Raw genomic sequence first — 19,321 nt, 5'->3', positions numbered from 1 at the left:
CGGCGTCGAGACGAGCGCGAGGAGGCGCCCCGTGACGGCACCCATCACCCGCCCCGGCAAGATCATCGCGATCCATCTGAGCTACGCCTCACGTGCCGATCAGCGCGGACGGCGACCCGCGGCGCCCTCGTACTTCTTCAAGCCGGCGAGTTCCGTCGGCGTCTCGGGTGGAACCGTCGAGCGACCCGCCGGCACCGAGCTGCTCGCCTTCGAGGGCGAGATCGCGCTGATCATCGGCACGCCCGCGCGGCGCGTCGCGCTGAGTCAGGCCTGGGACCACGTCGCTGCCGTCACGGCATCCAACGACCTCGGCCTCTACGACCTTCGCGCGAACGACAAAGGCTCCAACGTGCGGTCGAAGGGCGGCGACGGGTACACGCCGCTCGGCCCCGAGCTGATCGACGCCCGCACGATCGACCCCGCGGCCCTCCGCGTGCGCACCTGGGTCAACGGCGCGCTGCGTCAGGACGACACGACCGCCGGACTCATCTTCCCGCTCGCGCAGCTCGTCGCCGACCTCTCGCAGCACTTCACGCTCGAGACCGGCGACGTGATCCTCACCGGCACGCCAGCGGGGTCGTCGGTCATCGTGCCGGGCGACGTCGTCGAGGTCGAGGTCGACGCTCCGGACGCCCCGGGTGCGCCGAGCTCGGGTCGCCTCGTGACCACCGTGACGCAGGGCGACGTCGCCTTCGACGCCGAAGTCGGATCGCTCCCCGCCGTCGACGACCTGCAGCGCACCGAGGCCTGGGGTTCGCGCGAGGAGGCAGGGCTGGATCCCGGCAGCTCGACGAGCGAAGAGCCCATCGACGAGACGAAACGCCCCGGCCTCTCCCCCGAGCTCCGCGCCAAGCTGCTCGCCGCGCCCACCGCCGGTCTCTCGGCGCAGCTGCGCAAGCGCGGACACCACGGATGCTTCGTCGACGGCGTCACCGCGAACGTCCCCGGCGCCAAGCTCGTCGGCACGGCCACGACCCTGCGGTTCGTGCCGTTCCGCGAAGACCTCTTCGCCGCGCACGGCGGCGGCTACAACGCCCAGAAGCGCGCCTTCGACGCGGTCGAGGAGGGCGAGGTCATCGTGATCGAGGCCAGGGGCGACGCGACCAGCGGCACCCTCGGCGACGTCATGGCGCTGCGCGCCCAGGTGCGCGGCGCCGCGGGCGTCGTGACCGACGGCGGCGTGCGCGACTTCGACGCCGTCGCCGCGATCGGCCTCCCTGTGTTCTCACAGGGCGCCCACCCCTCGGTGCTCGGCCGCCGCCACGTGCCCTGGGAGGTCGACGTCACGATCGCATGCGGAGGCGCCACGGTGCAGCCCGGCGACATCGTGGTGGGCGACGGCGACGGCGTGATCGTGATCCCGCCCGCCCTCGCGGAAGAAGTCGTCGACGCAGCGCTCGCCCAGGAGGACGAGGACGCCTGGGTGGCCGAGCAGGTCGCCGCCGGTCATCCCGTCGACGGCCTCTTCCCCATGAACGCCGAATGGCGCGCCCGCTACGAGGCCCGATCATGAGCGCCCCCGCCACCAGCAAGTCCGAGGTGGCCTACGAGTGGATCCGCTCCCGTATCACGGGTCACATCTTCAGCCCCGGCTACCGCCTCGTGCTCGGCTCGATCGCCGACGACCTGCAGATGAGCGTCGTGCCGGTGCGCGAGGCGATCCGCCGGCTCGAGGCCGAAGGCCTCGTCACCTTCGAGCGCAATGTCGGCGCGCGCGTGACGCTCGTCGACGAGAGCGAGTACGCCCACACCATGCAGACGCTCGGCATCGTCGAGGGCTCCGCGACCGCACTCTCCGCTCCCCTGCTCGACGACGCCGCGCTCGACGAAGCCACGCGCATCAACGACCGCATGGCGCGGATGCTCGACCACCTCGACGCGCATGCGTTCACCGAGCTCAACCGGCAGTTCCACTCCGTGCTGTTCGAACCGTGCCCCAACCCGCACTTGCTCGACCTCGTCCATCGTGGCTGGTCGCGTCTGTCCGGCATCCGCGACTCGACCTTCGCGTCGGTGCCGGGGCGCGCGCAGCACTCCGTCGAGGAGCACTCGCAGATCATCGACCTCATCCGCATCGGGGCCGACCCGCTCGAGATCGAGCTGGCCGCCCGCAATCACCGCTGGCGCACGAGGGATGCCTTCCTCGACGCCCTGCACACCCGTACCCACACGACCGGAGGGCTCTCATGACCGATTCCCGCATCCCCGCAGACCTGCCCGACCACATCCAGCACTACATCGACGGCGCGTTCGTCGACTCGGTCGACGGCGACACGTTCGACGTGCTCGACCCCGTCACGAACAAGACGTACACGACGGCCTCGGCCGGCAAGAAGGCCGACATCGAGCTCGCGGTCGCCGCAGCGAAGCGCGCGTTCGACGAGGGGCCGTGGCCGCGCATGCTGCCGCGCGAGCGCTCGCGCGTGCTGCACCGCATCGCCGACATCGTCGAGTCGCGCGACGCCCGCCTCGCCGAGCTGGAGTCCTACGACTCCGGTCTGCCGATCACACAGGCGCTCGGACAGGCCCGGCGCGCCGCGGAGAACTTCCGCTTCTTCGCCGACCTGATCGTGGCGCAGTCCGACGACGCCTTCAAGGTGCCCGGCAAGCAGATGAACTACGTCAACCGCAAGCCGATCGGCGTCGCGGGGCTCATCACCCCGTGGAACACCCCATTCATGCTCGAGTCGTGGAAGCTGGGCCCCGCGCTCGCAACCGGCAACACGGTCGTGCTGAAGCCGGCGGAGTTCACGCCCCTCTCGGCATCCCTCTGGGCGGGCATCTTCGAGGAGGCAGGCCTCCCGCAGGGCGTGTTCAACCTCGTCAACGGACTCGGCGAGGACGCGGGTGACGCGCTCGTGAAGCATCCCGACGTCCCGCTCATCTCGTTCACCGGCGAGAGCCGCACGGGGCAGATCATCTTCGGGAACGCCGCACCGTTCCTCAAGGGACTGTCGATGGAGCTGGGCGGCAAGTCCCCGGCCGTGGTCTTCGCCGACGCCGATCTCGAGGCTGCGGTCGACGCGACGATCTTCGGGGTGTTCTCCCTCAACGGCGAGCGCTGCACCGCAGGGTCGCGCATCATCGTCGAGCGGTCGATCTACGAGGAGTTCGTCGAGCGCTACGCGGCGCAGGCGCGGCGCGTCAAGGTCGGCTACCCGCACGACCCCGCGACCGAGGTGGGCGCCCTCGTGCACCCCGAGCACTACGACAAGGTCATGTCCTACGTCGAGATCGGCAAGACCGAGGGCCGCCTCGTCGCGGGCGGCGGGCGTCCGGAGGGCTTCGACGAGGGCAACTTCGTCGCACCCACCGTGTTCGCCGACGTCTCCCCCGATGCGCGCATCTTCCAGGAGGAGATCTTCGGCCCGGTCGTCGCGATCACGCCGTTCGACTCCGACGAGGAGGCGCTGGCCCTCGCGAACAACACGAAGTACGGTCTCGCGGCGTACATCTGGACCAACGACCTGAAGCGCGCGCACAACTTCGCTCAGGCGGTCGAGGCGGGCATGGTGTGGCTCAACAGCAACAACGTGCGCGACCTGCGCACGCCGTTCGGCGGCGTCAAGGCCTCGGGTCTGGGCCACGAGGGCGGGTACCGCTCGATCGACTTCTACACCGACCAGCAGAGCGTGCACATCACGCTCGGCGGCGCGCACAACCCGACCTTCGGCAAGAACTGACCAGAGAACCACAGCAAGGACGCTGACATGACCGACCGCCATGAGATGACGCTGACCTCCGCAGGCTATTACGTGAGCCAGGAGGCGCCGATCCGCACCGAGAACCCCATCGCGACGCCACAGGGCACCCCGCCCGACGTGCTGCGCTGCGCCTACATGGAGCTCGTCGTCACCGACCTCGCCGCCTCGCGCGTGTTCTACGTCGACGTGCTGGGGCTCTACGTGACCGAAGAGGACGACGAGGCGATCTACCTCCGCTCCACCGAGGAGTTCATCCACCACAACCTCGTGCTCCGCAAGGGGCCGGTCGCAGCCGTCGCCGCCTTCTCGTACCGGGTGCGCGAGCCCGCCGACCTCGATCGTGCCGTGGAGTTCTACACCGAGCTCGGCTGCGATGTGCGCCGCGAGCCGAACGGCTTCGTGAAGGGCGTGGGCGACTCGGTGCGCGTGGTCGACCCGCTCGGGTTCCCGATCGAGTTCTTCCACCAGGCCGACCACGTCGAGCGGATGTCCTGGCGCTACGACCTGCACATCCCGGGCGAGCTCGTGCGACTCGACCACTTCAACCAGGTCACGCCCGACGTGCCGCGAGCCGTGAAGTTCATGCAGGACCTCGGCTTCCGCGTCACGGAGGACATCCAGGACGACGAGGGCACGGTGTACGCCGCCTGGATGCGCCGTAAGCCCACCGTGCACGACACGGCCATGACCGGCGGCGACGGTCCGCGCATGCACCACGTGTGCTTCGCGACGCACGAGAAGCACAACATCCTCGCGATCTGCGACAAGCTCGGCGCCCTGCGCCGGTCCGACGCGATCGAGCGAGGGCCTGGTCGACACGGCGTGAGCAACGCGTTCTACCTCTACCTGCGCGACCCCGACGGGCACCGCGTCGAGGTCTACACGCAGGACTACTACACCGGCGACCCCGACAACCCCGTCATCACGTGGGACGTGCACGACAACCAGCGCCGTGACTGGTGGGGCAACCCCGTCGTCCCCTCCTGGTACACCGACGCCTCCCTCGTGCTCGACCTCGACGGCAACCCGCAGCCCGTCGTCGCCCGCACCGACAGCTCGGAGATGGCCGTCACGATCGGCGCCGACGGGTTCTCGTACACGCGCGCCGAGGACGGCGAGAAGAAGCTCGGCAACCAGCTGTAAGGAGAACACGGATGCTGTCGCAGAACGACATCACGGCCATCGCCGCCGAACTGGCCGAGGCCGACCGCACGCACGGCGTGATCCCGCGCATCACGGCGCGGTACCCGGATGCCACGGTCGAGGACTCGTACGCGATCCAGGGCGTCTGGCGCGACGCGCAGATCGCCGCCGGGCGTCACCTGATCGGCCGGAAGATCGGACTGACGTCGAAGGCGATGCAGCAGGCGACCGGCATCAGCGAGCCCGACTACGGCGTGATGTTCGACGACACCGTGTACGAGTCGGGGTCCGAGATCCCGCACGACCACTTCTCGAACGTGCGCATCGAGGTCGAGCTCGCGTTCGTGCTCGCGCGGCCGCTCGAGGGTCCCGACTGCACGCTCGACGACGCCCTCGCGGCGATCGACTACGCGGTCCCCGCGCTCGAGGTGCTGAACTCGCACATCGAGCTGGAGGGACGCACGATCGTCGACACCATCAGCGACAATGCGGCCTACGGTGCGATGATCCTCGGCGCCGAGCGGCGACGACCCGACGAGATCGACCTGCGCTGGGTGCCCGGCGTACTGTCGCGCAACGGCGAGATCGAGGAGACCGGGGTCGCCGCGGGCGTGCTCGGGCACCCGGCGACCGGCGTCGCATGGCTCGCGAACAAGTTCCACCAGCACGGCGCGCGCCTGGAGGCCGGGGAGATCATCCTGGCAGGATCGTTCACACGCCCGATGTGGGTGTCGCGCGGCGACGAGGTGCTGTGCGACTACGGACCGATGGGAACCGTCACATGCCGCTTCGTCTAGCCCCGTCCTTCCGCGAGCAGCTCGCGGGCGCCGATCGCGCGCTCATCGGCATATGGGCGTGCTCGGGCAGCCCGCTCGTCACCGAGGTCGCCGCCGGCTCCGGCCTCGACTGGCTGTTGATCGACATGGAGCACTCGGCGAACACGCTCGACTCGACGCTCGTGCAGCTGCAGGTCGTCGCCGCGTACCCGATCACCCCGGTCGTGCGAGTTCCGGCGAACGACGCGGTGGCGATCAAGCAGGTGCTCGACCTCGGCGCCCAGAACATCATCGTCCCGATGGTGTCGTCGGCCGATGAGGCCCGCGCGGCCGTCGCAGCCACCCGCTATCCGCCCGAGGGCGTACGCGGGGTGGGCAGCGCGCTCGCGCGGAGCGCCCGGTGGAACCGGGTGGACGGGTACCTCGGAGACGCCGCCGCGCACACCTCCCTCACGGTGCAGATCGAGACCGCAGCCGGCGTCGCCGCTGCCGCCGAGATCGCGACGGTCGACGGTGTGGATGCCGTGTTCGTCGGCCCGTCCGACCTGTCGGCCTCGATGGGTCTGCTCGGTCAGCAGACGCACCCCGACGTCCTGGCAGCGGTCGACACGGTCTTCCGGGCGGTCACCGCCGCAGGGAAGCCCGTCGGCGTGAACGCCTTCGACCCGGCCGCCGCGGACGCCTACATCGCCGGCGGCGCGGACTTCGTCGCGGTCGGCGCCGACGTGGCGCTGCTCGCCCGGGCGTCCGAGGCCCTCGCAGCGCGCTTCATCCCGGCATCCGAGGGTGGAGCCCGCGCGAGCTACTGAGCGGAACAGGGTGTGTCGCCGAGCGGTGGCAGGATGGCCTGATGCACACGAGTGACGCCGCACGATGATCCGCGCCCTCGCCGCGATGCAGGACCGCGGGTTCCGCTGGTTCTTCCTCGCCCGTGCGATCACCATGATCACGGGGTCGATGTCGTCGATCGCACTGGCGTTCGCGGTGCTCGAGATCGACAACGACCCGCAGTCGCTCTCGTTCGTGCTGGCCGCGTTCACGGTCAGCAACATCGTGTTCCTGCTGTTCGGCGGCGTCGTCGCCGACCGACTGCCGCGCGCGCTCATCATCCAGTCGTGCTACGTGATCGACATCCTCAGCATCGGCGCCATGGCCGCGCTGCTGTTCACCGGCACCGCCACGGTCCCGCTGCTCGCCCTGTTGTCGGTGCTCAACGGCGCATCGACCGCTTTCGTCCTCCCCGCGATGCAGGGCATCATCCCCCAGCTCACGACCGCGGAGCACCTGCAGCAGGCCAACGCGATGCTGTCGTTCGTGCGATCGGCCACGACGATCGGCGGGCCGATCATCGCCGGCATCGTGGTCGCGACCGCGGGTCCGGCCTGGGTCATGGTCGCGCAGGCCGTTGCCTGCGCGGTCGCGATCCCCGTGCTCGCCATGGTCCGCCTTCCTCCCCCGCCGCACGGCGGCGGCACCACGCCGTTCCACGACCTGCGGATCGGCTGGCGGGAGTTCGCGAGCCGCACGTGGCTGTGGACCATCGTCGTGGCGTTCATGATCATGAACGCCATCCACATCGGCGCGTGGGGCGTCGTGGGACCGTACATCGCGAAGAACGACGATCGCCTCGGCGTCGCCGGGTGGGGCTGGGTGGTCAGCGCCGAAGGCGTCGGCATCCTGCTCATGACGCTCGTGCTGATGTGGGTGCCGCTGACACGTCCCCTCCGCTACGGGATGCTCGGCATGGCGCTCTTCGCCATCCCGCTGACCGTGCTCGGCACGCACCCCGCAGTGGTGCTGCTGGCGATCGGCGCCTTCCTCGCGGGCGCCGGCGCCGAGGTCTTCAGCACGGGATGGAACGTCGCGATGATGGAGAACGTCCCCGGCGAGAAGCTCTCCCGCGTCTACAGCTACGACATGCTCGGCAGCTACGTGGCGCTGCCCATCGGCACGCTCGTGTTCGGATGGCTGGTCACGCACGCCGATGTCGTGATCGTGCTGACGACATCCGGCATCGTGTACGCCGCCGTCGCGCTGATCACCCTGCTCGTGCCGAGCGTGTGGCGCATGGGACGCCCCGCCGAAGCGCTGGGTCGACGGCACGGAGAGTTGGCGGATTCATAGCAATCGGGGCGAGACTGTGACCATGACCTTCGCCGCGCTCCAGCCCCTCTCCGACCGTGCCGCACTGTTCACCGCCCTGCGCCAGGACTCCCTCGCGCGGGAGCTGGAGACGCTCGGCGACAACCGCTGGGACGCCGACATGGCCGCGGGAACGCTCGTGTTCACGTCGAACGCTGATCCCGCCCGTCGGCTCGAGGCGCGCACGCACCTCGTCGCGACGATCGCTCCGGGGCCCCGCTCGCTGCTGTGGGCCTGGGCGCACCCGCAGGGCGACCCCGCCGGCATCGCCGGCCAGCTCCGCGACTACGGCGCCGAGCACGGCGTGCGCGAGCTGAGCGAGCCCGAGCTGCCGTTCCCCGAGGATGCCGCGGGAGACGACGCCTGGATCGCTGCCGCCGCGCACACGGTCGGCGCCGTGGCGGTCGAGCTCACCGGACGAGCACCGTACTACGTGGCTCCGGTCGGGGGCGGCACGTCCGCGGTCTTCCTGCTCGATCTTCCGCTGCCGCCGCTCACGGTCGCCGACGCCGCGATCGTGCTCCCGCGCGTGCTGTCGACGGTCGCACTCCCCGATGCCCGCACGTCGGTGTGGGACGCCGCACGTCTCGCCGGATGGAACCTCACCTGGACGGACGAGTCGTTCTCGGGCGCGACGGTCGCCGACGCGAGCGGCACCGCCACGTTCCGCTTCGACGACCAGGCGCGCATCGTGAACATCGAGAGCAGCCTGCAGGGCCAGCCCCAGGGCTAGCCCGAGCGCCCCGTCTGTCAGGCGATCTGCGCGGAGACGAGGGTCTCGAGCGTCGCGAGGCGGGATGATCGATCACCCGTGATCTCCGCGATCACGACGCGGTCGCCGACCGCATCCGGATCGTCGATCAGTTCGAGCAGGCGCGCGTCCATCGCCGCCCGCAGTCGCGGATCCTCGTCGTCCTCGACCGAGATCGCCGCGGTGAGGGGCAGCACCACGAGGAGGTCCACTCGGGCGAGCGCCTCCCTGCTGCGCGCGCACGCGAGCTCGATGACGTCGTCGTCGAGCGTGATGCGACCGAGGTCGTCGAGCGCCAGAAGATAGGCGAGGAAGTCCACCGGACCGCGCTCGGCGACGATGTTCGGCGGCCCCGGATCACGAAGCCGCTCGGCGGACAGCCCGAGCTGGGCGCCGAAAGACGCCGCACTCGCGGCATCCGTCGATTCGTCCAGGAGCTCGAACGGATCCGAGAGCACCGCGAACTCGGGATGCCGCGTCGCGAAGTCCGAGATGAGTGTGCTCTTGCCGCTCGCATGGGTGCCCGAGACGACGATCCGCATGAGCCGACCCTATCGGGGTCGTGGCTCGGGTGCGGGTGTGGGAGTCTGGGGCCATGAAGAACGGAATCGTCCGGTTCGCCGCGCTCTACGTGTTCAACGTCGTCGTCCTGCTGCTGATCGGCTGGCTGTCGCCCGGGGTCTCGGTCGGGTTCAACGCCCTGTGGGCCTCGGTCATCCTCACCCTCGGCGCGCTGTTCCTCAAGCCGCTGCTCACCGGGGCGTTCCGCAAGGCCGCCGCGAAGTCCGCGGGTTCCCGCACGAAGCTCGGCGAGAAGGTCGTGCAGTACGTGCTCGTCTACCTCGTCGAGCTCATCATCTGGGTCGTCGTGGTCTGGCTCAGCGGGGTGCGCGCCTCCGGCTTCTGGAGCTACGTGCTCCCGCCGCTGTTCCTGCTGCTCGGCTGGGTGATCTACGACCGGGTCGACGACCGACTCCGCGCGAAGGCCGGTGAGATCTACGACACCGCCCAGGGACGCATGTCGGGCATGCGCACGGATGCCGCGCCTGTGCCCCCGGCGACCGACACGAGGTCGACCGCCGAGGCACGGGACGAGTTGAAGGACGGACTGACGCCCGAACAGCGCCGCATGTTCGACGAGCTCGGCTGACGCGCGCGTCGCGCCGTCAGGCCAGGCGCTCCGCCGCTTCGACCACGTTCGTCATGAGCAGCGCGACCGTCATGGGTCCGACGCCGCCGGGGTTGGGTGACACCCAGCCCGCGACCTCGGCCACATCGGGATGCACATCGCCGAAGACACGGTTCTTACCCGTCTCGGGATCGGTCTCGCGCGTCACCCCCACGTCGAGCACGGCCGCACCGGGCTTGACGTCCTCGGCGCGGATGAGGTGCGCGACGCCCGCTGCGGCCACGATCACGTCGGCTTCGCGCAGGTAGCGGGGCATGTCGACCGTGCCGGTGTGCGTGAGCGTGACCGTCGCGTTGATGTCGCGGCGTGTGAGCAGCAGCCCGATCGAACGGCCGATCGTCACGCCGCGGCCGACGACGACCACGTGCTTGCCCTTCAGGTCGTAGTCATTGCGCAGCAGCAGCTCGATCACACCGCGCGGCGTGCACGGCAGCGGGGTGTGGATCGGCGCGTTGACGTTGAGCACGAGCCGGCCGAGGTTGGTCGGGTGCAGGCCGTCGGCATCCTTCGCGGGGTCGATCCGCTCGAGGATCGCGTCGGTGTCGATGTGCGCCGGCAGCGGCAGCTGCACGATGTAGCCGTGGCAGCCGTCATCGGCGTTGAGCTCGTCGATCAGGGCCTCGACGTCGGCCTGCGTGGCATCCGCCGGCAGCTCGCGCTGGATCGAGTTCATCCCGATCGCCTCGGACTGGCGGTGCTTCATCCCCACGTACAGCTGGGATGCCGGGTCGGCGCCGACCAGCACCGTGGCGATGCCGGGCACGATGCCCTTCGCCTTCAGTGCGGCGACGCGCTCGGTGAGCTCGGCCTTGATCTCGGCCGAGGCCGCCTTGCCGTCGAGGACGACCGCGGTCACTGCTGCAGGTCCGGGTAGAGCGGGAAGGCGGCGGCGAGCGCGTCCACGCGGGCACGCAGAGCCTCGACGTCGGCGCCGGGGATCAGAGCGAGCGCGATCACATCGGCGACCTCGGTGAACTCGGCGTCGCCGAAGCCGCGGGTCGCGAGCGCCGGGGTGCCGATGCGCAGCCCCGAGGTGACCATCGGCGGGCGCGGGTCGTTCGGCACCGCGTTGCGGTTCACGGTGATGTGGATGTCGTGCAGGAGGTCTTCGGCCTGCTTGCCGTCGATCTCGGCGTCGCGCAGGTCGACGAGCACGAGGTGCACGTCGGTGCCACCGGAGCGCACGCCGATGCCGGCATCCTCCACGTCCTGCTGCGAGAGGCGCTCGGCGAGGATCGACGCACCCCGCAGCACGCGCTCCTGGCGCTCGGCGAACTCGGGCGTGCCGGCGAGCTTGAACGCGGTCGCCTTGGCGGCGATCACGTGCATGAGCGGACCGCCCTGCTGTCCCGGGAACACCGCGGTGTTGATCTTCTTGGCGATGTCGGCGTCGTTCGTGAGGATGAAGCCCGAACGGGGGCCGCCGATGGTCTTGTGCACAGTCGACGACACGACGTGCGCGTGCGGCACGGGGTTCGGGTGCAGACCCGCGGCGACGAGTCCGGCGAAGTGCGCCATGTCGACCCAGAGCAGCGCGCCGACCTCGTCGGCGATCGCGCGGAACGCCTCGAAGTCGAGCGTGCGGGGGTACGCCGACCAGCCGGCGATGATGACCTTGGGCTTGTGCTCGATCGCGAGGCGACGCACCTCGTCCATGTCGATCACCGAGGTCTCGGGGTTCACGCCGTAGGCGACGATGTCGTAGAGACGGCCGGAGAAGTTGATCTTCATGCCGTGCGTCAGGTGGCCGCCCTGGTCGAGCGAGAGGCCGAGCAGCGTGTCGCCGGGGCGCGCGATCGCATGCAGCACCGCGGCGTTCGCGGAGGCGCCGGAATGCGGCTGGACGTTCGCGAACTCGGCGCCGAAGAGGTCCTTCGCCCGCTGGATCGCGAGCTCCTCGGCGACGTCGACCTCTTCGCAGCCGCCGTAGTAGCGACGGCCGGGGTATCCCTCGGCGTACTTGTTGGTCAGCACCGATCCCTGCGACTGCAGGACGGAGACCGGCACGAAGTTCTCGGATGCGATCATCTCGAGGAACGTCTGCTGGCGGGCCAGCTCGCGGTCGAGGACCTGGGCGATCTCGGGATCGACCTCGGCGAGCGGGGCGTTGAAGTAACGATCGGTCATGACGTGCTCCTCTGACGACGGATGAGAAGGGTGTTCTATCGGCCCAGGCGCGCGGTCGAGTTCCGTGGTCAGTCGCTCCCCGGTGGTAGTCCACCCAGACGCCAGTCGCGACGGTTCGAGCATAGCGGGATTTCCCTGGTGTGCCGACCGGCTCTCGGGATAGGTTTTGTTCATGGTCTTTACCCATTCCCTCCCCCTGGTCCCCCTGCCCTCCTCCGCCAGCGTCGGCGAGGGACGGCTGCCGATCACCGAGAGCACGAGGGTCGTCGGCGACTCCCCCGCGACGGCGCAGCTGATGGATGCCGTGGCGCAGCGCACCGGCATCCGACTGACCACCGCCGATGCCTCCGGACCGGGCGCGATCGCCCTGCGCATGGAATCCGGCGCGGCTCCCGCCGAGGGATACCGCCTCACGGTCGGCGAGCACGTCGAGATCATCGGCGGCGACGAGGCCGGGCTCTTCTACGGCGTGCAGACGCTCGTGCAGCTCCTGCACGAGGAGAACGGCGTCTGGAGCCTGCCGCACGTGGAGATCGCCGACGCCCCGCGGTTCCCGCGCCGTGGGGTCATGCTCGACGTCACACGCCACTTCTTCGACGTCGCCGAGGTGAAGCGCTTCATCGACGAGACCAGCGCTCTCAAGTTCAACCACCTGCATCTGCACCTGAGCGACGACCAGGGCTGGCGCATCCACATCGACGCGTGGCCGAAGCTCACCGAGCTCTCCTCGGCGTCGGCCGCCGACGGCGACCGCGGCGGCTTCTACACGAAGGACGACTACCGCGAGATCGTCGCGTACGCGGCCGCGCACCACATGATCGTGATCCCCGAGATCGACCTCCCAGGTCACACGCACGCGATCGGCGTCGCGTACCCCGAGCTCGTGGAGGAGCCCGTGCTGAACGACGGTCTCGTGCACCAGGCGGAGGAGCTCGGCCAGCCGCTCCCGATCAAGGGCGAGCCGTACCTCGGCTGGGGGGTCGGTCACTCGAGCGTCCGCATCCACGAGGAGCGCACCTACGACTTCGTGCGCGACGTGGTCCGCGAGCTCGCGGAGATCACCCCCGGCCCGTACATCCACATCGGCGGCGACGAATCGCTCGGCACGCCGCAGGCCGACTTCGACCTGTTCGCCGAGAAGGCGACGGCGATCGTGGTCGAGGCCGGCAAGATCCCCGTGGCCTGGCACGAGATGGGATCAGCGTCGGGCATCGCCGAGGGCACGGTCGGGCAGTACTGGGGCAAGACGACGCCGGAGGGCACCCACGCCGAGGAGGCGGAGCACTTCGTGGCGCGGGGTGGAGCCCTCATCATGTCGGCCGCCGACGCCGCCTACCTCGACATGAAGTACACGCCGGACTTCCCGCTCGGCCTCACGTGGGCCGCGGTGATCGACGTGCAGCGGGCGTACTCGTGGGAGCCGACCGCCGTGCTCGACGTGCCCGCCGCGGCGATCCTCGGCGTCGAGGCGCCCCTGTGGAGCGAGACCACCCGCACCTATGCGGATGTCGAGAACCTGGTGTTCCCCCGCGCCGGCGCCCTCGCCGAGGTGGCCTGGTCGCCGAAGGACGCGCCGGGTCGCTCCTGGGAGTCCTTCCGCGAACGCCTCGCCGCACTGGCGCCCGGATGGCGCGCCCGCGGCGTGAACTTCCACCCCGCTCCCGAGATCCCGTGGGCTGCGCGGTGAGCGTCGACTCCGCGGCATCCGGCTCGCTCGTCATCCACTCGGCACGGCTGGTCGACGACGGGCACGTGACCGACGACGCCTGGATGCGCACCCAGGACGGCGTGGTCGTCGCGACCGGCACCGGCCGCACCTGGGAGCGCGCCGACCTCGTGGTCGACGCGGTAGAAAGCGCCGGCCCGGGGGCGCTGCTGACTCCGGGCTTCATCGACATCCACGGACACGGCGGGGCCGGAGCGTCGTTCGACGACGGGGTCGACGCCATCAGAGCAGCACGTGCTCTGCACCGCGCGCACGGCACGACCAGGGCCGTGGTGTCGCTCGTCACCGCACCCCTCGACGATCTCGCACGCCGCGTCGCCGAGATCGCCGAACTGATGCGATCGGACGCCGACATCCTCGGCTCGCACCTCGAGGGGCCGTTCCTCGACCCCGGACATCACGGCGCGCACGAGCCGAGCCTGTTGCGCGCTCCCGAGCCGGCCGACGTCGCGCGCCTCCTCGAGGCGGGCGACGGAACCGTGCGCCAGGTCACGATCGCCCCCGAGCTCGCCCACGGCCTCGAGGCCGTGCGTCTGATCGTCGACGCCGGCGCCGCCGCGGCGGTCGGGCACACCGATGCGGACGCCGCGATGGCCGTCGCCGCCTTCGACGCGGGAGCGTCGATCCTCACGCATGCGTTCAACGCGATGCCCGGCATCCACCACCGCGCGCCCGGACCGGTTCTCGCCGCAGCGGCCGACAGACGCGTGGTGCTGGAGGGCATCGCCGACGACGTGCACCTGCATCCGCACGTCGTGAAGATGCTGTTCGACTCCGCACCGGGACGCGTGGCGCTGATCACCGACGCGATGGCCGCCGCGGGCAGCGCCGACGGGCACTACGACCTGGGCGCCGTGAGCGTCACGGTGCGCGACGGCGTCGCGCGTGCCGACGACACGGGCTCGATCGCCGGATCCACCCTCACGCAGGACGTCGCCCTGCAGCGGGCCGTCGCGGCGGGCGTGCCGCTGGCGGAGGCGGTGCGAGCACTCACCGAGACGCCGGCCGTCGCGGTCGGCGCAGGAGACCGTCTCGGACGCCTGGCGCCCGGATTCGCCGCGGATGCCGTGCTGCTGGATGCTGACCTGCGCGTCGCGCGGGTGTGGGAGGGCGAGCGCCGCTGACCCCACGCGGCGCTCGACCCTGCCCTCTCCGGTCCGTCGCAGTCGGGTGGGGGGCCGCCTTTCCCCAGAATGGCGACCCCCGCACGATGCCCCCCGCTCAGAGCCGGCGGGCCGGGAACTCCTCCCCCGAGGTGCCCGACCCGCCATTCACCGGTGCTCATGCCCCTCGGCACCAGCGCCTGGTCGTCCGCCCCCCGGTGGACTCCCATGGCTTTCTCTATGGGATGAGACGACGTCATGCCCGATCCATTACGCGAGTTCTCAGAAAATCTTCGAGATTCTCGACCTACGCGAGCAAGAATCCCTGTGATCAGGGATTTCTCGCTGATATTTCGATTCGGTGGAGTTGCGGATCGGGGTGGCGCCCCTGAGAGATCGGAGAGAGAATGGTCGAGGCGCGTGATGAGGGACGGTCTCACGCGTCTCTTCATGTGGGGACGCATCCGCCTTCCCATGACAGATGGATGACATGAGACACGACAGCACCTCGAACGACGAAGCGATCGCAGACGCCGATCTCGTTCTGCGGACCCGCTCCGGCGATGCCACGGCCTTCGGAGAGCTCTGGCGACGGCACTATCCCTCCGGGATGTCGGTCGCTCGGTCCATCACCTCGTCGATCGACCCCGACGACCTCGTGCAGGAGTCGTACACGCGCATCTATCAGGCGATCATCAAGGGCGGCGGCCCGAACGGCTCGTTCCGCGCCTATCTGTTCACGAGCATCCGCAACACCGCGGCGGCCTGGGGGCGTTCGCGTCGCGAGACCGCGATCGACGAGCTCGACACTGTCGCCGACCCCGACAGCAGCGAGCAGGCTGCGAACGAGGCTCTCGATCGCAGCCTCACGGCACAGGCGTTCCGCAGCCTGCCGTCCCGCTGGCAGGAAGTGCTCTGGTACACCGAGATCGAGCAGATGAAGCCCGCCGAGACGGGCGCCCTGCTCGGCATGAAGGCCGGCGCCGTGTCGCAGCTCGCGTTCCGGGCGCGCGAAGGCCTGCGCGAGGCGTGGATCCAGGCGCACCTGCGCAGCGCCGAACCGGGCTCCGACTGCCAGTGGGCCATCGAGCATTTCGGCGCCTACTCCCGCGGCAATCTCAGCACCCGCGACAACACGCGACTCGAAGCGCACATCGGGGAGTGCGCGCGCTGCATGATCGTGGCCGCGGAGGCGAAGGACGTCTCGCGACGTCTCGCCCTCGTGCTGCTCCCTCTCGTGCTCGGCGTCGCCGGCTCCACCGGCTATCTCGCAGCCCTCCAGGGCGGCGGTGCGCCCGTCGCAGCCCTCGCTGCGATGCCGTCGAGCATCACGCAGGGCGCCGTGGTCGTCGGCGGCGCGTCGGCAGCGACATCCGGATCCGCCGCGACGGGCGGCGGGGCCGGAGGCGGCGCCGGGGCCGGTGCGACGAGCGGCGGCGTGTTCAGCGGCGTCGGCGCACTCGTGGGTGCCGGATCCGCCGCGATCGTGGTCGCCGGTGTGATCGTCGCGGCGAGCGTCATCCCCGGGCTGGCCGGAGCCGGCGCCGCGGCCTCGCTCCCCAGCGCGGGCGACCGCGATTCGTCGTCGATCAGCTCGGACGTCGGGCCGGACGAGTCGATGGCGGCCGACAAGCCCGTCACGACCCTGACGCCTGCGCCCGACCCGGTGACTCCTCCCGTCGACGAGCCGGACGCGCCGGAGCCCGCCGAAGACACGGCCCCCGCGACGACGGTTCCCGCGACCACGCTTCCCGCCGCACCCGTTCCGCCGGTCGGTCCGACGGATCCCGGTACCGAGCCCGGAACCGATCCCGGTACAGATCCCGGCACGGACCCGGGCACGGACCCCGGGCCCGTTCTCCCGGAGGGCACTCCCGCAGCAGGAGCAACGACCGCGAGATTCGTGATCGGCGGCAACGGCGACCTGATCTCGACGGAGTACACGGTTCGCGTGTCCGGAGCCGCGGCGTCGACCGTCGGCGCCCGCATCGCGGGCCGAAACGGTATCGCGGACTCGACCGTGCTCTCGACACCCGGTTTCGACTCGCCGATCGGCTACGGCGAGGTCGTGCTGCGGCCGACCCTGCAGCAGCTCTGCGCCAACGCGACCGTGGAGTTCTTCTACATCACCGGAGAGCAGGTCGGCGCCCCGTCGTCGACGACCCTTCGCGGCCTGCACGACTTCAACCCCGGCCCTCTCTGCATCCTCGCCGGCGACGACGCTCCCGCGACCGAGAACCCCGCGACCGAGCCGGTGGTGGAGCCTGCGCCCGAGCCCGTCTCGGAGGTCGATCCGGTGCTGGAGGCCGCGCCGGTCGCCGAGACCGCACCCGAGCCCGAGCCTGCCCCAGAGGAAGAGGCTGCGCCCGCCACCGAGGCCGTGGTACCGCCCGCCCCCGAGACCGACACCGCCGACACCGCCGAGCCCGCCGAACCGGCCGCCGTTCCGGTTCCCTGACCCCCCGCGTCGGCGCGCTCCTGCGGGGCGGAGCCGGGCGCTCCGGCGAATAGACTGGATCCCATGCCCGAGGATCCCTCCCCCGTACCCGGCGTGCAGCGCCCGACCATCACCGCCCTCGACATCGTCCGCTCGATCGTCCTGGTGACCGCTGTCGGCACCCTGGCGCTGTGGGGCTTCGCGACCTGGCCGTTGCCCTGGAACATCGTCCTGGGCGTCGGTGCGCCGCTGATCGTGATCCTCCTGTGGGCCCTCTTCCTGTCGCCCCGTCCCGTGCTCCGTCTGCATCCCTTCCTCCGCGCGGTCGTCGAACTGCTGATCTACGTGAGCGTCACGATCACGTGGTGGCTCATGGACCAGCCGGTCATCGGCGTCGCGTTCGCGATCGTCGCGGTCGGCACGGGCGTCGTGAGCGGTCGACGGCGCATCGCATGACCGTCCTCGACAGGCTGACGACCGATCTCGGCGACCTCGTCGACACCCGCCCCGAGACGCTCGAACTCGCGCGCGCCGACAAGTCGGGTCACGCCGCTCCAGGGCGACCGATCGCGGTCGTGCACGCCGAGACCGTCGCGCACGTGCAGACGGTCATGCGCATCGCGACCGAGACGCGCACGCCGGTCGTCGTGCGAGGGGCCGGCACCGGCCTCGCGGGGGCCGCGAACGGCGGAGAGGGCGAGATCGTGCTCTCGACCGGCCGCATGACGGCGATCCACGAGATCCGTGCCGACGACCTCCTCGCGGTCGTCGAACCCGGCATCCTGAACGCTGACCTCAACGACGCGCTGGCCGAACACGGACTCTGGTGGGCACCCGACCCCGCGAGCCGGGCGATCTCGACGGTGGGCGGCAACATCGCCACCGGCGCCGGGGGCCTGCTGTGCGCCAAGTACGGCGTCGTGCGCGATGCGGTGCTCGGCGTGGATCTCGTGCTGTCCGACGGCCGGCTCCTGCACCTCGGTCACCGCAGCGTCAAGGGCGTCACAGGACTCGACCTCACCTCGCTCGTGATCGGGTCCGAGGGCACGCTCGGCGTCGTCGTCGGCGCCACGCTCAAGCTCCGCCGCCTCGTCGAGGGCGAGACCTGCACCATCACGGCGACGTTCCCCGACGTGCGCACCGCCGCCGCGGCCTCGGCCGCCGTGACCGCATCGGGCACGCAGCCCGCGATCATGGAGCTGATGGATGCCGCGAGCCTGGCGGCCGTCGCGAGCATGCTCGAGCTCCCCGCCCCGGCACCCGGCAGCGCCCAGCTGACCATCCAGACCGACGGTCCTGCCGCCGTCGCCGAGGCGGCCGTGATCGCCGCGATCCTCGAGGCGCACGACGGCGTCACCCAGGTCTCGTCCGACCGCGAGGAGGGCGAGCGCCTGCTCGCGATCCGGCGGTCGACGCACCCGGCGATGTCCGCCCTCGGCACCACGCTGATCGAAGACGTCTCGGTGCCCCGCAGCGCCATGCCGGCGATGTTCGACGAGATCGCCCGCATCGAGAAGACCTACGGGATCACGATCCCCACGGTGGCCCACGCCGGAGACGGCAACCTGCACCCGAACTTCATCTTCGAGGGCGCCGAGCCTCCCGCGCTGATCTGGGCGGCGGCCGACGAGCTGTTCCGCGCCGCGATCGCCCTCGGCGGCACGCTCACGGGCGAGCACGGCATCGGCACGCTCAAGAGCCGATGGCTCGCCGACGAGCTCGGCGACGACCAGTGGGAGCTCCAGCGGCAGATCACCAGGGTGTTCGACCCGCTCGGCATCCTGAACCCCGGCAAGGTGTTCGCGGCCGATGCCTGACATCCACGTCAGCGCCGCGGTCATCGTCGACGCCGACGACCGCGTGCTCGTGGTGCGCAAGCAGGGCACCACGCGGTTCATGCAGCCCGGAGGCAAGCCCGAAGCCGGCGAGACCCCGGCGCAGACGCTGATCCGCGAGCTGCACGAGGAGCTCGGCCTCGTGCTCACCGAGCGCGACCTCCGGCCCCTCGGACGCTTCGTGTCGGCCGCGGCCAACGAACCCGGTCACAGGGTGATCGCCGACGCGTTCGCCGTGACGTTCGCACACGCCGAGGTCGTCGTGCAGGCCGAGCTCGCCGAGTTGCGATGGATCACGCCGGAGGATGCCGCGACGCTGCCGCTCGCACCTCTCAGCGTCGAGCACCTGCTGCCGCTGGCCTGGGCGAGTCGCACCCGCTGAGGACGC

Annotated in this window: 18 protein-coding genes and 1 riboswitch; of the genes, 15 read left to right on the top strand and 3 right to left on the bottom strand. The window is 70.5% G+C overall.

All coding sequences use genetic code 11. The features are described from left to right. Positions 1 to 31: 31 nt before the first annotated feature. The 8 genes from ACIPYT_RS09260 (at position 32) to ACIPYT_RS09225 (ending at position 8,498) form a co-directional block, all read left to right on the top strand. Positions 32 to 1,513 carry a fumarylacetoacetate hydrolase family protein gene (locus tag ACIPYT_RS09260; RefSeq protein ID WP_401072845.1) on the top strand — a complete coding sequence of 494 codons (1,482 nt, stop codon included), beginning with the start codon at positions 32 to 34 and terminating at the stop codon, positions 1,511 to 1,513. Beyond that, the gene (locus tag ACIPYT_RS09255) at positions 1,510 to 2,190 is read left to right on the top strand and encodes a GntR family transcriptional regulator (protein ID WP_401072843.1); all 681 of its coding nucleotides are present in this window, start codon (positions 1,510 to 1,512) and stop codon (positions 2,188 to 2,190) included. Before ACIPYT_RS09260 ends, ACIPYT_RS09255 begins: the two co-directional genes overlap by 4 nt. Beyond that, positions 2,187 to 3,683: a 5-carboxymethyl-2-hydroxymuconate semialdehyde dehydrogenase gene (gene hpaE / locus ACIPYT_RS09250; RefSeq protein WP_401072841.1), complete on the top strand. Its 1,497-nt coding sequence runs from the start codon at positions 2,187 to 2,189 to the stop codon at positions 3,681 to 3,683. Before ACIPYT_RS09255 ends, hpaE begins: the two co-directional genes overlap by 4 nt. A 27-nt stretch (positions 3,684 to 3,710) precedes the next feature. Continuing rightward, entirely contained in the window at positions 3,711 to 4,847 is a 1,137-nt protein-coding gene (gene hpaD / locus ACIPYT_RS09245) for a 3,4-dihydroxyphenylacetate 2,3-dioxygenase (RefSeq protein WP_401072839.1), read from the top strand. A gap of 11 nt (positions 4,848 to 4,858) precedes the next feature. Further along, positions 4,859 to 5,644: a 2-keto-4-pentenoate hydratase gene (locus ACIPYT_RS09240; protein ID WP_401072837.1), complete on the top strand. Its 786-nt coding sequence runs from the start codon at positions 4,859 to 4,861 to the stop codon at positions 5,642 to 5,644. Beyond that, complete coding sequence (locus tag ACIPYT_RS09235) at positions 5,629 to 6,432, top strand: HpcH/HpaI aldolase/citrate lyase family protein (protein ID WP_401072835.1); 804 nt, start codon at positions 5,629 to 5,631, stop codon at positions 6,430 to 6,432. Before ACIPYT_RS09240 ends, ACIPYT_RS09235 begins: the two co-directional genes overlap by 16 nt. A gap of 64 nt (positions 6,433 to 6,496) precedes the next feature. Further along, the gene (locus ACIPYT_RS09230; RefSeq protein WP_401072833.1) at positions 6,497 to 7,747 is read left to right on the top strand and encodes an MFS transporter; all 1,251 of its coding nucleotides are present in this window, start codon (positions 6,497 to 6,499) and stop codon (positions 7,745 to 7,747) included. Between the two features lie 22 nt (positions 7,748 to 7,769). Continuing rightward, positions 7,770 to 8,498 carry a DUF6882 domain-containing protein gene (locus tag ACIPYT_RS09225; RefSeq protein ID WP_401072831.1) on the top strand — a complete coding sequence of 243 codons (729 nt, stop codon included), beginning with the start codon at positions 7,770 to 7,772 and terminating at the stop codon, positions 8,496 to 8,498. Between the two features lie 17 nt (positions 8,499 to 8,515). On the opposite strand, the gene ACIPYT_RS09220 is transcribed toward ACIPYT_RS09225, so the two are convergent. Then, positions 8,516 to 9,058 (bottom strand): hypothetical protein, encoded by a 543-nt coding sequence (locus ACIPYT_RS09220; RefSeq protein WP_401072829.1) that lies wholly within the window; start codon positions 9,056 to 9,058, stop codon positions 8,516 to 8,518. Positions 9,059 to 9,111: 53 nt separating this feature from the next. Between ACIPYT_RS09220 and ACIPYT_RS09215 the strand changes: the two genes are divergently transcribed. After that, positions 9,112 to 9,666: a hypothetical protein gene (locus ACIPYT_RS09215; protein WP_401072827.1), complete on the top strand. Its 555-nt coding sequence runs from the start codon at positions 9,112 to 9,114 to the stop codon at positions 9,664 to 9,666. Between the two features lie 16 nt (positions 9,667 to 9,682). Here ACIPYT_RS09215 and ACIPYT_RS09210 read toward each other — a convergent pair whose 3' ends face one another. Then, positions 9,683 to 10,561, bottom strand: coding sequence for a bifunctional methylenetetrahydrofolate dehydrogenase/methenyltetrahydrofolate cyclohydrolase (locus tag ACIPYT_RS09210; protein WP_401072825.1), 879 nt, complete (start codon positions 10,559 to 10,561; stop codon positions 9,683 to 9,685). After that, positions 10,558 to 11,832 (bottom strand): serine hydroxymethyltransferase, encoded by a 1,275-nt coding sequence (glyA, locus tag ACIPYT_RS09205; RefSeq protein WP_401072823.1) that lies wholly within the window; start codon positions 11,830 to 11,832, stop codon positions 10,558 to 10,560. The genes ACIPYT_RS09210 and glyA overlap by 4 nt, the downstream gene beginning before the upstream one ends. Before the next feature lie 34 nt (positions 11,833 to 11,866). Continuing rightward, a riboswitch (ZMP/ZTP riboswitch) is annotated at positions 11,867 to 11,951 on the bottom strand. Between the two features lie 53 nt (positions 11,952 to 12,004). Here glyA and ACIPYT_RS09200 point away from each other — a divergent pair. The 6 genes from ACIPYT_RS09200 (at position 12,005) to ACIPYT_RS09175 (ending at position 19,315) form a co-directional block, all read left to right on the top strand. After that, the gene (locus ACIPYT_RS09200; protein WP_401072821.1) at positions 12,005 to 13,519 is read left to right on the top strand and encodes a beta-N-acetylhexosaminidase; all 1,515 of its coding nucleotides are present in this window, start codon (positions 12,005 to 12,007) and stop codon (positions 13,517 to 13,519) included. Further along, positions 13,516 to 14,682, top strand: coding sequence for an N-acetylglucosamine-6-phosphate deacetylase (gene nagA / locus ACIPYT_RS09195; RefSeq protein WP_401072819.1), 1,167 nt, complete (start codon positions 13,516 to 13,518; stop codon positions 14,680 to 14,682). Before ACIPYT_RS09200 ends, nagA begins: the two co-directional genes overlap by 4 nt. Before the next feature lie 469 nt (positions 14,683 to 15,151). Continuing rightward, positions 15,152 to 17,119, top strand: a complete 1,968-nt coding sequence (locus tag ACIPYT_RS09190) for a sigma-70 family RNA polymerase sigma factor (protein WP_401072817.1) — start codon at positions 15,152 to 15,154, stop codon at positions 17,117 to 17,119. Between the two features lie 63 nt (positions 17,120 to 17,182). Then, complete coding sequence (locus tag ACIPYT_RS09185; protein WP_401072815.1) at positions 17,183 to 17,554, top strand: YrdB family protein; 372 nt, start codon at positions 17,183 to 17,185, stop codon at positions 17,552 to 17,554. Then, positions 17,551 to 18,915, top strand: a complete 1,365-nt coding sequence (locus ACIPYT_RS09180) for an FAD-binding oxidoreductase (protein WP_401072813.1) — start codon at positions 17,551 to 17,553, stop codon at positions 18,913 to 18,915. The genes ACIPYT_RS09185 and ACIPYT_RS09180 overlap by 4 nt, the downstream gene beginning before the upstream one ends. Beyond that, positions 18,908 to 19,315: an NUDIX domain-containing protein gene (locus ACIPYT_RS09175; protein WP_401072811.1), complete on the top strand. Its 408-nt coding sequence runs from the start codon at positions 18,908 to 18,910 to the stop codon at positions 19,313 to 19,315. Before ACIPYT_RS09180 ends, ACIPYT_RS09175 begins: the two co-directional genes overlap by 8 nt. The last annotated feature ends 6 nt before the right edge of the window (positions 19,316 to 19,321 follow it).

Source organism: Microbacterium sp. NPDC089695 (assembly GCF_044749085.1).
Lineage (GTDB): Bacteria > Actinomycetota > Actinomycetes > Actinomycetales > Microbacteriaceae > Microbacterium.
Note: the sequence above shows the minus strand (reverse complement) of the source record. Positions and strands in the feature narration are given on the sequence as shown.

Coding starts and splice junctions, on each gene's coding strand:
- ACIPYT_RS09240 (WP_401072837.1), top strand. CDS start 4,859: ATGCTGTCGCAGAACGACATCACGGCCATCGCCGCCGAACTGGCCGAG.
- ACIPYT_RS09180 (WP_401072813.1), top strand. CDS start 17,551: ATGACCGTCCTCGACAGGCTGACGACCGATCTCGGCGACCTCGTCGAC.
- ACIPYT_RS09230 (WP_401072833.1), top strand. CDS start 6,497: ATGATCCGCGCCCTCGCCGCGATGCAGGACCGCGGGTTCCGCTGGTTC.
- ACIPYT_RS09215 (WP_401072827.1), top strand. CDS start 9,112: ATGAAGAACGGAATCGTCCGGTTCGCCGCGCTCTACGTGTTCAACGTC.
- hpaD (WP_401072839.1), top strand. CDS start 3,711: ATGACCGACCGCCATGAGATGACGCTGACCTCCGCAGGCTATTACGTG.
- ACIPYT_RS09225 (WP_401072831.1), top strand. CDS start 7,770: ATGACCTTCGCCGCGCTCCAGCCCCTCTCCGACCGTGCCGCACTGTTC.
- ACIPYT_RS09200 (WP_401072821.1), top strand. CDS start 12,005: ATGGTCTTTACCCATTCCCTCCCCCTGGTCCCCCTGCCCTCCTCCGCC.
- ACIPYT_RS09190 (WP_401072817.1), top strand. CDS start 15,152: ATGAGACACGACAGCACCTCGAACGACGAAGCGATCGCAGACGCCGAT.
- ACIPYT_RS09235 (WP_401072835.1), top strand. CDS start 5,629: ATGCCGCTTCGTCTAGCCCCGTCCTTCCGCGAGCAGCTCGCGGGCGCC.
- hpaE (WP_401072841.1), top strand. CDS start 2,187: ATGACCGATTCCCGCATCCCCGCAGACCTGCCCGACCACATCCAGCAC.
- ACIPYT_RS09255 (WP_401072843.1), top strand. CDS start 1,510: ATGAGCGCCCCCGCCACCAGCAAGTCCGAGGTGGCCTACGAGTGGATC.
- glyA (WP_401072823.1), bottom strand. CDS start 11,832: ATGACCGATCGTTACTTCAACGCCCCGCTCGCCGAGGTCGATCCCGAG.
- ACIPYT_RS09220 (WP_401072829.1), bottom strand. CDS start 9,058: ATGCGGATCGTCGTCTCGGGCACCCATGCGAGCGGCAAGAGCACACTC.
- ACIPYT_RS09175 (WP_401072811.1), top strand. CDS start 18,908: ATGCCTGACATCCACGTCAGCGCCGCGGTCATCGTCGACGCCGACGAC.
- ACIPYT_RS09185 (WP_401072815.1), top strand. CDS start 17,183: ATGCCCGAGGATCCCTCCCCCGTACCCGGCGTGCAGCGCCCGACCATC.